At 43.3% G+C, this 13,339-nt stretch carries 15 protein-coding genes and 1 tRNA gene; 5 read left to right on the forward strand and 11 right to left on the reverse strand.

Annotated features, from left to right (window positions below; genetic code table 11):
- Positions 1–18 precede the first annotated feature (18 nt).
- Together ICN29_RS05765 and ICN29_RS05770 are read left to right on the forward strand one after the other, a co-directional pair.
- Complete coding sequence (locus ICN29_RS05765) at positions 19–1,293, forward strand: DNA recombination protein RmuC (RefSeq protein WP_216130584.1); 1,275 nt, start codon at positions 19–21, stop codon at positions 1,291–1,293.
- A gap of 112 nt (positions 1,294–1,405) precedes the next feature.
- Entirely contained in the window at positions 1,406–1,918 is a 513-nt protein-coding gene (locus ICN29_RS05770; RefSeq protein ID WP_216130586.1) for a class I SAM-dependent methyltransferase, read from the forward strand.
- A 105-nt stretch (positions 1,919–2,023) separates the two neighbouring features.
- Here ICN29_RS05770 and ICN29_RS05775 read toward each other — a convergent pair whose 3' ends face one another.
- Positions 2,024–2,608: a phasin family protein gene (locus ICN29_RS05775; RefSeq protein ID WP_216130588.1), complete on the reverse strand. Its 585-nt coding sequence runs from the start codon at positions 2,606–2,608 to the stop codon at positions 2,024–2,026.
- A 174-nt stretch (positions 2,609–2,782) separates the two neighbouring features.
- On the opposite strand from ICN29_RS05775, the gene ICN29_RS05780 reads away from it, so the two are divergent.
- Complete coding sequence (locus tag ICN29_RS05780) at positions 2,783–4,132, forward strand: MFS transporter (protein ID WP_216130590.1); 1,350 nt, start codon at positions 2,783–2,785, stop codon at positions 4,130–4,132.
- Positions 4,133–4,143: 11 nt separating this feature from the next.
- Here the strand turns inward: ICN29_RS05780 and ICN29_RS05785 are convergent, their stop codons facing one another.
- From ICN29_RS05785 to petA, 7 genes are all read right to left on the reverse strand, one after another.
- A complete protein-coding gene (locus ICN29_RS05785; RefSeq protein WP_216130592.1) occupies positions 4,144–5,220 on the reverse strand; it encodes a hypothetical protein in 1,077 nt (358 codons plus the stop codon).
- Positions 5,221–5,250: 30 nt separating this feature from the next.
- A tRNA-Thr gene (locus ICN29_RS05790) sits at positions 5,251–5,326 on the reverse strand.
- Between the two features lie 17 nt (positions 5,327–5,343).
- Positions 5,344–5,751, reverse strand: coding sequence for a ClpXP protease specificity-enhancing factor (locus ICN29_RS05795; protein ID WP_216130594.1), 408 nt, complete (start codon positions 5,749–5,751; stop codon positions 5,344–5,346).
- Between the two features lie 28 nt (positions 5,752–5,779).
- On the reverse strand, positions 5,780–6,391 hold the full coding sequence (locus ICN29_RS05800; RefSeq protein ID WP_216130596.1) for a glutathione S-transferase N-terminal domain-containing protein: 612 nt from the start codon (positions 6,389–6,391) through the stop codon (positions 5,780–5,782).
- Positions 6,392–6,489: 98 nt separating this feature from the next.
- A complete protein-coding gene (locus ICN29_RS05805) occupies positions 6,490–7,263 on the reverse strand; it encodes a cytochrome c1 (protein WP_216130599.1) in 774 nt (257 codons plus the stop codon).
- A 41-nt stretch (positions 7,264–7,304) separates the two neighbouring features.
- Complete coding sequence (locus ICN29_RS05810; RefSeq protein ID WP_216130601.1) at positions 7,305–8,705, reverse strand: cytochrome b; 1,401 nt, start codon at positions 8,703–8,705, stop codon at positions 7,305–7,307.
- Positions 8,706–8,715: 10 nt separating this feature from the next.
- The gene (gene petA / locus ICN29_RS05815; RefSeq protein ID WP_216130603.1) at positions 8,716–9,318 is read right to left on the reverse strand and encodes a ubiquinol-cytochrome c reductase iron-sulfur subunit; all 603 of its coding nucleotides are present in this window, start codon (positions 9,316–9,318) and stop codon (positions 8,716–8,718) included.
- 137 nt (positions 9,319–9,455) lie between these two features.
- Here petA and mscL point away from each other — a divergent pair, with 137 nt between their 5' ends.
- The gene (gene mscL / locus ICN29_RS05820; RefSeq protein ID WP_216130606.1) at positions 9,456–9,878 is read left to right on the forward strand and encodes a large conductance mechanosensitive channel protein MscL; all 423 of its coding nucleotides are present in this window, start codon (positions 9,456–9,458) and stop codon (positions 9,876–9,878) included.
- A 21-nt stretch (positions 9,879–9,899) separates the two neighbouring features.
- The gene (locus ICN29_RS05825; protein ID WP_216130608.1) at positions 9,900–11,078 is read left to right on the forward strand and encodes a Do family serine endopeptidase; all 1,179 of its coding nucleotides are present in this window, start codon (positions 9,900–9,902) and stop codon (positions 11,076–11,078) included.
- A gap of 13 nt (positions 11,079–11,091) precedes the next feature.
- Here ICN29_RS05825 and ICN29_RS05830 read toward each other — a convergent pair whose 3' ends face one another.
- Genes ICN29_RS05830 through ICN29_RS05840 form a run of 3 tightly spaced genes read right to left on the reverse strand, consistent with a single transcriptional unit; the run spans position 11,092 to position 13,330 of the window.
- On the reverse strand, positions 11,092–11,826 hold the full coding sequence (locus ICN29_RS05830) for an amino acid ABC transporter ATP-binding protein (protein WP_216130610.1): 735 nt from the start codon (positions 11,824–11,826) through the stop codon (positions 11,092–11,094).
- Between the two features lie 37 nt (positions 11,827–11,863).
- Positions 11,864–12,532 carry an amino acid ABC transporter permease gene (locus ICN29_RS05835; protein ID WP_216132057.1) on the reverse strand — a complete coding sequence of 223 codons (669 nt, stop codon included), beginning with the start codon at positions 12,530–12,532 and terminating at the stop codon, positions 11,864–11,866.
- Positions 12,533–12,538: 6 nt separating this feature from the next.
- Positions 12,539–13,330: an amino acid ABC transporter permease gene (locus ICN29_RS05840; protein ID WP_216130612.1), complete on the reverse strand. Its 792-nt coding sequence runs from the start codon at positions 13,328–13,330 to the stop codon at positions 12,539–12,541.
- Positions 13,331–13,339 lie beyond the last annotated feature (9 nt).

Raw genomic sequence — 13,339 nt, forward strand, 5'->3', positions numbered from 1 at the left:
TTACTTAGCTTTAACTCTGTGACTTTTGATCTAAGCTCACTTCTGCTATTTGGCTTGCCATTTGCTTTGTGTGCGGGCCTTTTAGTTTATGCACTCAACTTACGCTCTGCCTTATCACGAACAGAGCAACAAAGTCAGACAGAAGCAAACCTTACAGTTAACCTGCGCGCAGAGCGAGACCAGGCACTACAGAATGCTATACGTCTTGAGGCAGAGCTAGATTCTGAGCGCAAACAAGGTCTAGGCAGAATTGAGTCTCTCAATGAGGCTAAAGAGGCTTTAACAAACCAATTCAAGAATTTAGCAAATGAAATTTTAGAAGATAAATCTAAACGTTTTACAGAGCAAAATGCAGCCAGCTTAGACGCGCTACTAAAACCACTACAAACTAAGCTCACCGAATTCAAAGAGCAGGTGAGCACCTCCTATGGCAATGAGGCACGCGAACGCTTTGCCCTTAAAAGTGAGATCGAGCGCTTGGCTAACCTCAATCTACGGATGTCGGATGAAACACGCTCCTTAACGCAGGCACTTAAAGGCGATTCAAAAGTACAGGGTAATTGGGGGGAGCTTGTTTTGGAGTCAATCCTGGAATCCTCTGGCCTACGCAAGGGCGAAGAGTATGTAGTACAGGATAGCCACACTCAATCTGATGGATCACGTCTACAACCTGACGTTGTCATTAAGCTCCCTGAAGGTAAAAGCCTAGTAGTTGATAGCAAAGTGTCAATTACAGCCTACGCAAGACATGCTGAAACGACCGATCCACTCGTTGCAGAAGAGGAGCTAGCATCCCATATCCAGTCATTACGTCAACATATACAGGGTCTATCTGGCAAAAATTACAGCTCCTTATATGGAGTTGGCTCCGTCGACTTTGTCTTGATGTTTGTACCGATTGAGCCAGCATTTTTATTGGCACTGAAGACCGCACCAAATCTCTATCAAGAAGCGCTGGCTAAAAATATTGTTTTGGTTTGCCCAAGCACTTTAATGGCAACTTTACGAACTGTTGCTCATTTGTGGAGGCAAGATCAGCAAAACCATAATGCGCTTGAGATTGCCAAACAGTGTGGCAATCTATACGATAAGTTTGTGGGATTTGTAGAGGACTTGGAGAAGCTTGGACAACGTTTAGATCAAGCACAAACTAGTTACCATGATGCCTTTAATAAACTAAAGTCTGGTAAAGGCAACCTGATTCGCTCTGCCGAAAAAGTGCGTGAGCTTGGAATTAAGCCTAGCAAAAACCTATCTACGCCATTGCTCGATTCGCTAGAACCCAATGAATAAAATAATTTATTCATCATCAACTAGATAAGAGCATCATCAGCCATACTTATATTGCGCCTTTACAATTACCAATTACTATATAGATTCTCACTAAAACTATATTGAGCTTAAGTTGACTACAAAAACTCTTGACCTTGGCTGCGGACTAAGCATCAGAAATCCATTTAACTTGGATGAAATTTATGGTTTAGATATACGCAAGAGACAAGAGGAAAACTTCAGGGCATGTGATCTGGCTGTTGAACCTATTCCATTTCCTGATAATTTTTTTGATTGCGTTAGCGCCTTTGATTTTATTGAACATATTCCAAGGATTCTCTATTTACCACATAGAAGATTTCCGTTTATTGAATTAATGAATGAAGTCTATAGAGTGCTAAAGATTGATGGCGTCTTTCTGTCTGTAACCCCTGCATTTCCTCAGGAAGCCGCTTGGCGTGACCCAACTCATGTCAATATCATTACCGAGCAAACCTTTCCACTGTATTTTGATGATGTTAATTGCTGGGCTAGAGACTATGGCTTTAAGGGTGCATTCCATATCGAGGGTCAAAGATGGGGCGAGGGCGGCGTTCATTTAGAAACTTTAATGAAAAAGGTACCAGAGCTCCTCCAAAAAGAATAAATTATGTATTTTTGAAAACCCCACTATATTTAAATAAAAACCCTGCCTGACTTACGTCAGGCAGGGTTTTTATTCAGAACGTATTTCTGAAGCTAGATCTATTAATTAAGCAGATTTGCGTGCACGTGATGCAGGTGTAGCAGCTTTCTTAACTTGAGCGATTTGACCTTGAATAGCGTCGATCGCTTGATCAGTAGTTTTTTCTGCAGATGCAAATGCTTCTTTGCTAGCAGCACGAAATTGTTCAAAACCTTGTAATGCGCTACCGTATATAGTTTTAAATGAAGACAGGAAAGCGTCAGAACCAGCAGGTACATTAGTAGCCACCGTGTTGATCCAGTCTTGGAGCCCATCTTGTAACTGGTCGATGCCTGCATCAACCACATTTGCAAATTCTTTATTGCCATCACGCAATACTTTGCTCATTTTCTTTTGATAAGCAACAGCTTGTGCACTAGCAGCTTGTAATGTTTCTGTACTCAGCAGTTCTGTAACTTGTTTTGGGTCTTTAGCTGTCAAAACTTGCTGGATGCTATCTTGAGTATTTACCAATGCATCTTTAGAAGCGGCGTAGTTCAAGTCAGCTAATTTCTGAGCATTTGCTAATGCAGCTTCGCTCAAAGAAAATGAAGCCTCGAGGCCCTTGCTATTAATTTGGGACAATTTAGCGGTAATTTGATCTTGGTTCATGTATTTCTCCATAAATTAAGTGGTACAACTAGTTCATTGAGTGGAAGATTTAGAAATCGGAATACTTTAGATAACTTTAATATTGCACTGCACCATTAAACTGTAACTGAACGAATATGACAAATCAAGAATTTTTTGCTGCTTTGCAATAAATAATTTATAAAAAGAATTAAATTGAATAAAATCAATAATTTAGAAAAATTTAAAGGCTCGCATTCCTACCGAAAAATAGCCATTGCCGCCTGTTTTGGGACCTTTTTGGAGTGGTATGACTTTCTAACTTTTGCCACTTTGGCAGTGGTATTTGGTCCTCTATTCTTCCCTTCGAGCGATCCAACTACGGGCCTATTGGCTAGCCTAGCAACTTTTGGTGTTGGGATGGTAGTGCGCCCTATCGGCGCCGCTATATTCGGCTCTATGGGTGATCGTATTGGCCGTAAGCCCGTCTTTATGATCACCATTGCCTTAATGGGTCTGGCAACTGTTAGCGTAGGCTTCCTACCTACCTATGCCCAAGTTGGAATTTGGGCGCCAATCCTACTGCTTAGCTTGCGTCTCCTGCAGGGATTATCTGCCGGCGGTGAAATTGGTGGCAGCGCCGTGTACCTGACGGAGCATGCTGGCAACACCTATAGAGGTCTCAAAACTAGCTTTCTTCAACTCATGGGCCCACTTGGAATTCTGTTTTCCACTTTGCAAATTGCACTCCTCAGAAATTATCTCTCACCAGAAGAATTTGTGGCTTGGGGATGGCGAGTGCCATTTTGGATTTCCATCTTACTTCTAATGATTGCATTTAAAGCCCGCATGGCCTTAGAAGAAACGCCTGTGTTTTTGGAGCTCAGTAAGAGTGGCAAAAAAACTGAACGCCCATTGCTAAGTAATTTTCGAGATCCACAAACACGCAAGCGCATGTTTTTACTTTTCTTTTGCATCTCTGCAGGCGGGGCGGTACTATTTTTTTGCGTACAGGTTTACACCGTAATATTTTTAAAGACCTCTACTAAGCTAGCGCCAGCAATTGTCGACCAACTCAGTATTTATGCAACATTAGCACTTTTTCCACTGACACTTTTTGCTGGCTGGCTTTCAGATAAAGTTGGGCGCAAACCAGTTGTGATCAGCGGTCTTTTATTAGGCGCAATCTTCATCCAACCAGCATTTCAAATCCTGGAAGTATTGAGTGTGCAATATCTTCAATCGCCGCAGACTGGTAGTTCACTTATCTTGATTGGACTAGTTTTAACTTGCTTATCTCTAGCACTTGCTTTGGTGATTGGCCCTCAAACAGCCCTCCTAGCGGAACTCTTTCCCGCTAAGACTCGCAATAGTGCCGCAACTCTTCCCCACAATCTTGCAGCTGGCTGGATAGGCGGACTTCTGCCTCTAATAGTGACATGGCTAAATCAATTATGGGGGAATAACCTTGCTGGACTTTGGTATCCAACAATCTTTTTGGCTGCCGGAGCAATCGTCGCTTTTATATACCTACCAGAAACTCGAGATAATTCTTTATTGGATTAAAGAGGCTGAGCTTATAGGTATAACTTTCGCAATAGGCTGCGAATCTTTTTCCTAAAACGCTTGCCTTGAACTACTGCTCTATCTAGGCTATTAATTTTAATTTCAGCTCGTGTTAAGGCCTTCTCATTCAGAAAAACAGATGCAAATTTTTTCATCACTGCAGCTGGTGAGAACTCTTTAGAATAGCGGTCCCACTCCTGCTGCTGATGCCAAGTCCTATCGAAGTTCAAGAGAATTTGCTTCAGCTCATGAGGGCCTTTATATAGAAGTGCTTTTGAACCCAAGATATCAATGTGGTTTCGTTGCGGAGAAAGCGCATAAGTAATCACAGGCTTATTGTGAATAGAAAACTCACCGCAGGCAAGACCAAAACTCTCGCCGATGCCTCTTGCATGAATCATCGCATCACAGGTATTGATAAAGCTTGATTTAAATACGGGGTCTGGATTACCCGGAATAAAAATGACTTGCGGGTGATCTGTAAAGCGATCAATGTTCATGAAAACGAAATAGGTCTGTGAGTTTTTATCAACAATTTCGGCAATCGCCTTCTTCACAAATTCCAAGTTAAAGCTATCACTTCCACCGTAGTAGCCAAAAACAGTTGCGCTCTCAGCAATTCCTAAGCTAGTCCTTAATGAGATGCCAGTTACAGGCAAATCAATCATGTGCGGAACGTATGGAATCTTTCCGTTAGAACATTCATCACTTAACCATTTGGATACATACGCATAAATATCGCCATGCATTTCTTGAATTTTCTGTGGGAATACCGCATGCATCAAATTTGGAACTCCCGGAACCTTATAGTCGTCTCGCTCACCCGACTTAATGAGATACATCGCATCAATGAGTCCCAATTGAGGAATAGCCCGAATCTCACCAAATTGACTATATGGAACAAGGCGAAACTCTCTTTGGAATTTCTGGAGGACGGAGGGCTGAACCTGTTCAGAACGACGATCATAAAAAATGATCGATTCATTACCTAAGATTTTTTGGTTTTGAAGGGCGTAATCGAATATTGCAATATGAGTGCCTCTAAGAGACATTAAGCCTGCATCAAATCCGATTTTTTTATATGACATCTAGGAGAATATTAAATGCCGAGAAATTGATGGTGCCCCTTGTCCGACTCGAACAGACCACCTACTGATTACAAATCAGTTGCTCTACCAGATGAGCTAAAGGGGCAACGCTGATATTTTAACTTATTTCACAATCTTCAAGGAAGGTCTACCCGTTTTCGGCTTCTCAGGGGGGCCATCAGAGGCATCCGCAACATGCAAGTCTCGAGCTTGTTTGGGATCAAACGGGAAAGACATACCTTGGCCATTTTCCCTGGCATAAATGGCCAAAACATGACTTACTGGAACCATAATCTTCCTTGGAACACCACCAAACCTCGCTTGAAAGCTAATCCAATCATTCTCCATCTGGAGTTGATGGCAAGCCTCTAAGGAAAGATTTAAAACAATCTCATCATTCTTTACAAACTCCATGGGTACTTCAACCCTCGCGTCCACAAACACCGCTATAAAAGGCGTAAAGCCAAAATCCGTGCACCACTGATGTAGAGCACGGATTAGGTAGGGTTTATTACTTGGAACGTCAGACATGCCGACAGAAATGAACCGCTAGTAAAACTTAGCGGCGCATTACCTTTTCAGAAGGAGTTAAAGCTTCGATATAAGCTGGTCTACTGAAGATACGCTCAGCATATTTCAGGAGAGCTGCAGCATTACGAGAAAGATCAATGCCGTAGTGCTCAAGACGCCATAACAATGGCGCAATCGCTACATCCAGCATAGAAAATTCATCGCCGAGCATGTACTTATTCTTAATGAAAATTGGTGCCAACTGAGTCAAGCGATCACGAATCGCTAAACGCGCTTTTTCGTGAACCTTTTCAGCAGCCTTACCTTTTTCATTCTCCAAAGCCGCAACGTGCACAAATAACTCTTTCTCGAAATTAAACAAGAAAAGGCGCGCACGTGCACGAGCCACAGGATCAGGCGGCATTAATTGCGGATGAGGGAAACGTTCATCAATATACTCATTGATGATGTTTGATTCATACAGAATTAAATCGCGCTCCACCAAGATGGGAACTTGGCCATAAGGGTTCATTACCGAGATGTCTTCTGGCTTGTTGAACAAGTCAACGTCACGGATTTCAAAATCCATGCCCTTTTCAAAAAGCACCAGACGGCAGCGTTGCGAGAATGGGCAGTTAGTGCCCGAGTACAACACCATCATAAATTGATTTCCTTAAATTTCTACTTCAATACAACAAACGCACAACAGCGTTAAATCTCTTCACTCATGAACCCTAGCTACAGGGCTCATCACAAATATCAGTGAACATCTTTCCAATAAGCCTTGTTCAAGCGCCACGCCAAGATGGTAAAAATCGCCAAAAACAAGAGCACTACAACGCCAATACGCTTACGCTCCAACTGAACTGGCTCAGCCATCCAGGACATAAAAGCAACTAAGTCTGCGATATTGTCGTCGTACTCTTGCGGCTTCATAGTTCCTGGAGTCAACTGCTCAAAGCCCACGAATACTTTTTCTGTTCTGCTTTCGTCATGCGGATCTTTACGATCTTCAAACTTTGCAGCACGCTCACCCTGCAACTGCCAGAGTACATGTGGCATGCCTACGTTTGGATAGACCAGATTATTCCATCCAGTTGGACGATCATCATCCTTGTAGAAGGTACGAAAGTACGTATAAAGCCAATCGGCGCCACGTGCTCTAGCTTCAACTGATAAATCGGGCGGAACTTTACCAAACCATACCTTGGCATCTTTTGGTGACATTGCAATGGTCATTAAATCGCCAACCTTCGCATCAGTCAAAATTAAGTTATCTTTAATTTGCTGATCAGTCAAACCAATATCGCGCATCCGGTTGTAACGCACGCTGACGGCAGCGTGACAGTTCAAGCAATAGTTCACAAAAATCTTCGCGCCGTTTTGTAAAGAAGCATTGTTGCTGACGCGGTTAGGCGCTTTATCTAAAGGAAAACCGCCTTCATTTGCGCTAGCGGTAGTACTAAAGCCTAGGGCAACAACCAATACTGTTGCTTGGCAGTAGCCCATCAAAGTTTGCAGAATTTGTTTCATACTAGTTCCTAATTTCTCTTAGCTGTTATCTCAGGCGTGAATTAATGGGACTCAAAAGTAACGCGTGTTGGGACTGGCTTGAATGTACCAAGCTTGCTCCAGAACGGCATTGCTAAGAAAAAGCCCAGGTAGTAAATAGTACAAATCTGAGAAATCTTTTCATATATAGGCGATGGTGGCTCGATGCCCAAGTAACCCAAAATTACAAAGGTCACCACAAAGATGCCATAAATATATTTATGGAACTGCGGACGATAGCGGATAGACTTCACTGGGGAGTGATCTAACCATGGCAAGAAGAACAAGATCACTACGGAAGCGCCCATGATCACAACACCCCAGAACTTCGCATCAAGCACATAGAAACCAGCAGCCAAAACTAATGCAATGACTAGGCAAGCGCCTTTCACCTTGATATTTTTAGACTGAAGAGCAAACATTCCCAAAATTACTGCTAAGAAAATCCACAATGGCAACAGGAAGTTTGTAGTAGTGGCGCGCAGCATGGAGTAGAACGGCGTGAAATACCAAACTGGTGCAATGTGGGTTGGCGTAACAAAGGGGTTTGCCGGGATAAAGTTGTTTGCTTCTAAGAAGTAGCCGCCCATCTCTGGGGCAAAGAAAACAATCGAAGCGAAGATGATCAAGAAACCGCCCAGATACATAACGTCATGAACGCTATAAAAAGGATGGAAAGGAATGCCGTCAACAGGATGACCATTAGCATCAAGCGTATTTTTGATTTCTACACCATCTGGATTATTTGATCCCACTTCATGCAATGCAAGGATATGCGCTGCCACTAAACCAATTAATACCAATGGAATAGCAATCACGTGAAACGCAAAGAAGCGGTTGAGGGTAGCGTCACCAACAACATAATCGCCGCGTAACCATAAAGAAAGATCTGGACCAATCAATGGAATTGCGGAGAATAAATTCACAATGACTTGAGCGCCCCAGTAGGACATTTGCCCCCATGGGAGCAAATATCCAAAAAATGCCTCACCCATCAAGGCCAAGAAAATTGCGCAACCAAAAATCCAAATGAGTTCACGTGGCTTGCGATAAGAACCATAGATCAAGCCACGGAACATGTGCATATAAACCACGATGAAGAACATCGAGGCACCAGTGGAATGCATGTAGCGAATTAGCCAGCCGAAAGGAACCTCTCGCATAATGTATTCAACAGACTCAAATGCCTTAGCAGCATCTGGCTTGTAGTTCATTGTCAAGAAAATACCGGTAATGATCTGGATCGCTAATACGACAATCGCTAAAGCACCAAAAATATAGAAAAAATTTAAGTTTTTAGGAGCGTAATACTCGCTCATATGACGCTTGAAGGCTTCGGTGACCGGAAGACGTGAATCAACCCAGGCCATTAGCTTTACGGCGGCGGAGGCGTCTGCTGGAACTTCTTTTTCGTGAAATGCCATTTATATCTCCTTAAGCCTTCTTATCTTCGCCGACCAGAATCTTGGTGTCGCTCAAATACATATGTGGCGGCACTTCCATATTGTCTGGGGCTGGTTTGTTTTTATAGACGCGGCCGGCCATATCAAATGTTGAACCATGGCATGGGCAAAGATAGCCGCCTGGCCAAGTATTGGGTAATGAAGGCTGAGCACCAGATTCAAATTTAGGCGTTGGAGAGCAGCCTAAGTGAGTGCAAATACCGACCACTACAAAATACTCAGGCTTAATTGAGCGCCATTGATTTTGGGCATATGTTGGAGTGAATTGGGCTGGATCCCTCATAGAATTAGGGTCTGCGAGCTCTGCATCAATCTTAGAAAGTTCAGCGACTTGCTCAGGGGTGCGACGCACAACCCATACTGGCTTACCGCGCCATTCAACCATCCTCATTTCATCCGGCTTCATACCAGCAATATCGATTTCAACAGCTGCTCCAGCGGCCTTAGCGCGCTCGGAAGGCTCAAAACTGTCTACAAAAGGGTAAAGGGCTGCAGCTGCACCAACTCCGCCAACCGCCGATGTGGCGATCAACCAATTACGTCGATCCTTGTCCATACTGGGCTTGTCACTCATTTACAAAATTCCTAGAAAGGGTATTTTTTGATGGAAATTGCTTAAACCTAGTATTTTAAAGTAAAAAGTGGGGTAAGCAAGAAAGTTATGGGGTTAATCTCAGCTTAATCAGGATCTAAACAAAAAGGGGAGCCTAAATGAGTGTTTTAAAGGAGTTTCAGGACTTTGCCGTCAAGGGAAATGCCATTGATTTAGCCGTAGGTGTGATTATTGGCGGGGCCTTCGGGAAAATCGTCGATTCGCTAGTCAATGACATCGTTATGCCCATTATTTCTACCCTTTTGGGGGGTCATATCGATTTTACGAATCTCTTCGTTGTATTGGGAAGTGTTCCGGATGGGGTTCCTAGAACCTTTGATGCCCTTAAAAAGGCTGGGGTGCCTATTTTTGCCTATGGCAATTTCATCACCATTTCTATTAATTTTATTTTGCTAGCGTTTGTAATTTTTCAAATGGTAAAAGTCGTTAACAAGATTCGCTTGATAGATGCACCTCCTCCTCCGCCAACTCCAGAAGACGTGGAGTTACTGCGCGAGATTCGCGATAGTCTCAAAAAATAATTTCACAAAGAAAATTACGCCATGTTTAATCGCCTATGGTTACTTTTTGCGCAAACGGTAACCATTCTTTTTGCGGTCTGGTTTATTGTTGCAACTCTAAAGCCCAGTTGGATATCTGATCAAGGCGTTGGCTCAATAGTCGACAGCGTCACCTTAAAGGAAGGCGCATATGAGAGTAGCAGTCTGAGTCCTGGCTCATATCATGATGCAGTAAAAAGATCGATGCCAGCTGTTGTCAATATCTTTACGAGCAAGGTTTCTGCAAAACAAAAAACGCGTAAGGGTAATAAACAAAACCCTGCTGACCCCTTATTCAAATTCTTTTTTGGTGATCAGGCGCCAGACGAGGAACCTAGCTCCAGCCTGGGTTCTGGGGTATTAGTCAGTCCAGAAGGAATTATTCTCACAAATCATCATGTCATTAATGATGCCGATGAGATAGATGTTGCACTTGCTGACGGCAGAAAAGTAAAAGCAAAGGTTGTTGGTAGCGATCCAGAAACAGATATTGCCGTTCTAAAAATTGAAGCCAAACAATTACCAGCTCCAATTACTCTGGGGAAAATTGAGTCCGTCCACATCGGAGATGTGGTACTTGCAATTGGAAATCCTTTTGGAGTTGGCCAAACAGTGACCTCTGGAATTGTTTCTGCTATGGGTCGTGATCATGTGGGCATTAATACTTTTGAAAATTTTATTCAAACAGATGCTGCAATTAATCCAGGTAATTCAGGAGGGGCGCTCATTGATACGCGCGGCAATCTGATTGGCATCAATACTGCGATTTTCTCTAATAATGGTGGATCGATGGGAATTGGGTTTGCGATTCCAGTCAGCCTTGCTAAGCAAGTAATGGAGTCCATCTTGAAAAATGGCAGTGTTACTAGAGGCTGGATTGGTGTTGAGCCACAAAACCTATCAAAAGAGCTTTCTGAGTCCATGGCTCTTCCCGGTAATACCGAGGGAGTTCTTATATCCGGAGTGCTGGAAGGCGGCCCTGCGGCTCGTGGCGGGGTAAAACCTGGCGACGTTCTAACAGCTGTTAATGGCAATAAAATTAAGGATGTTAAGCAACTCCTCAATCAAATCGCACAAATTGGCCCCGGAAACGAGGCAAGTCTTAGAATTTTTCGTAAAGATAAAGAGTTAGAACTCAAAATCCAAACTGGCAAGCGCCCTAAGCCTAAAGCACTCAATTAATTCAGTTTAGGCCCTAGCTTGCCAAAATCTTGGAGAGGAAATCCTTCGCTCTAGGTGAGCGCGCTTCTGGATTGCCAAAAAATTCGTCTTTGCTACAGTCTTCGACAATTCGACCTTGATCCATAAAGATGACGCGGTTACTGACTTTTCGGGCAAAGCCCATCTCGTGGGTAACGCAGCACATTGTCATGCCTTCATTAGCGAGCTTGATCATGACATCTAATACTTCACCGACCATTTCTGGATCAAGCGCCGAGGTTGGCTCATCAAATAGCATTAGGATAGGATCCATACTTAAAGCACGAGCGATCGCAACCCGCTGTTGCTGACCGCCAGAAAGTTGGCCCGGAAATTTATCTTTTTGTGCAATCAGACCAACGCGCTCAAGATATTTATGGCCATGGGTTTTAGCTTCATCGCTTGACCGACCCAATACTTTCATTTGCGCAAGAGTGAGATTCTCAGTAATACTCAAATGGGGAAATAGCTCAAAGTTCTGAAACACCATACCAACCCTTGCTCGCAACTTTGGAAGATTGGTTTTGGGATCATGCAAATCAATACCATCAACAGTAATTTCACCTTTCTGAAATGGCTCAAGAGCATTGATCGTTTTAATCAGGGTCGATTTTCCAGAGCCTGAAGGGCCACAAATCACAACCACCTCGCCCTTATTAATTGACGTAGTGCAATCAGTCAATACCTGAAAGGAGCCATACCATTTAGAAACGTTTTGGAGTTCAATCATGATGGTCTATGTAATTTGTAGCAATGGGTAGAAATGCTTAGCGAATGATAGCGACTTTTGCCTGAATCGCTCGCACTGTCTTAGAAAGCGAAAAGCAAATCACAAAATAGGTTGCTGCGGCCAAGATATAGGTTTCAATTGGGCGGCCAAAATTTTTGCCTGCAATCTCAAAACCTTTCAATAAATCATACGCACCGATGGCATAAACCAAAGAAGTATCCTGAAACAAAATAATCGTTTGCGTCATAAAAACTGGGATCATATTTCTAAAAGCCTGTGGTAAAACTATGAGGCGCATATTTTGTCCATAGGTCATTCCTAAAGCTTCACCAGCAAAGATCTGACCTCTTGGTACTGACTGAATACCGGCTCTAACAATTTCTGAGAAGAAGGCCGCTTCAAATGCAATGAAAGTAAACGTTGCAGATAGGTCAGCGCCGATGGGTCTACCAATGAGCATCGGGATCAATAAAAAGAACCAAAGAATAACCATGACCAGCGGTACAGAGCGCATAGCATTGACATAGAATGTGGCTGGATAAACTAAAGCAGGCTTCCCAGAAAGTCTCATTAAGGCTAAAAATGTCCCAACTACAATACCGCCAACCGTTGCAATGACAGTTAACTGAACACTAAACACCAAACCTTTGAGGATGTAGTTAGTGAATAACTCCCAGTTATAGAAACTTAAATCTAAGCTTAGCATTTCCATTTAGTGAGCCAAACTAGCATCACTAGATGCCGTGATAAAACCAGGAACACGACTTCTCTTTTCAATAAAGGCCATAACTCTGTTAACAGAAAAGGCAGTGAGTGCATAGAGTGCGGTAACTGCTAAATAAATTTCAACGCCACGTGATGTCTCTTCTTGGGCTTGCATTGCAAACAGGGTAAGCTCTGGAACTGATACCGCAAACGCTACTGAAGAATTCTTAACGGCATTCATACTCTCAGATGTGAGGGGTGGAATCACGATACGTAAGGCCATTGGCAAAATAATGTATCGATAGGTTTGGGTTGTAGTTAGCCCTAGCGCAGTTGCAGCGGCACGCTGCCCACTTGGCAAAGACTGAATACCTGCTCTTACCTGCTCCGCAATACGTGCAGATGTAAAGAATCCCAATGCAATGCTGACCAGCCAATAGGATGGCAGGGCTTTCAAGGGCACAAAGAAAGCTGGGATGACGTGATACCAAAGAAATACTTGCACGAGCACTGGGATATTTCTGAAGAGCTCAACCCAGGCGGTGGCTAAACGCACTAATACTCTACTCATCCTACCGGTATCGGGAAGCGTGCGAAGAGTGCCCATGACCCCTCCAAGGATCAGCGCAATAGTGAGGCCTAAGCCAGCTACAGCCAAGGTCCAACCCCAAGCTGTGATCAGCCAATCTAGATAGCTAGGATCGGCATTATGGCCGAGCCCAAATAGTGAGGAGAAGCAGTGATCAACTGCCTCTCCATCTAAGGTGCTTTTACAAAAAACACCTAAATCTAATGCCATATTAAAAAC

Origin of the sequence: Polynucleobacter nymphae, from assembly GCF_018882155.1 — a bacterium.
Classification (GTDB): domain Bacteria; phylum Pseudomonadota; class Gammaproteobacteria; order Burkholderiales; family Burkholderiaceae; genus Polynucleobacter; species Polynucleobacter nymphae.

Bases quoted from the DNA above. Each gene is read 5' to 3' on its own strand.
- ICN29_RS05775 (WP_216130588.1), bottom strand. From the start codon at position 2,608: ATGAACCAAGATCAAATTACCGCTAAATTGTCCCAAATTAATAGCAAG.
- ICN29_RS05785 (WP_216130592.1), bottom strand. From the start codon at position 5,220: ATGTCATATAAAAAAATCGGATTTGATGCAGGCTTAATGTCTCTTAGA.
- ICN29_RS05795 (WP_216130594.1), bottom strand. From the start codon at position 5,751: ATGTCTGACGTTCCAAGTAATAAACCCTACCTAATCCGTGCTCTACAT.
- ICN29_RS05800 (WP_216130596.1), bottom strand. From the start codon at position 6,391: ATGATGGTGTTGTACTCGGGCACTAACTGCCCATTCTCGCAACGCTGC.
- ICN29_RS05805 (WP_216130599.1), bottom strand. From the start codon at position 7,263: ATGAAACAAATTCTGCAAACTTTGATGGGCTACTGCCAAGCAACAGTA.
- ICN29_RS05810 (WP_216130601.1), bottom strand. From the start codon at position 8,705: ATGGCATTTCACGAAAAAGAAGTTCCAGCAGACGCCTCCGCCGCCGTA.
- petA (WP_216130603.1), bottom strand. From the start codon at position 9,318: ATGAGTGACAAGCCCAGTATGGACAAGGATCGACGTAATTGGTTGATC.
- mscL (WP_216130606.1), top strand. From the start codon at position 9,456: ATGAGTGTTTTAAAGGAGTTTCAGGACTTTGCCGTCAAGGGAAATGCC.
- ICN29_RS05825 (WP_216130608.1), top strand. From the start codon at position 9,900: ATGTTTAATCGCCTATGGTTACTTTTTGCGCAAACGGTAACCATTCTT.
- ICN29_RS05830 (WP_216130610.1), bottom strand. From the start codon at position 11,826: ATGATTGAACTCCAAAACGTTTCTAAATGGTATGGCTCCTTTCAGGTA.
- ICN29_RS05835 (WP_216132057.1), bottom strand. From the start codon at position 12,532: ATGCTAAGCTTAGATTTAAGTTTCTATAACTGGGAGTTATTCACTAAC.
- ICN29_RS05840 (WP_216130612.1), bottom strand. From the start codon at position 13,330: ATGGCATTAGATTTAGGTGTTTTTTGTAAAAGCACCTTAGATGGAGAG.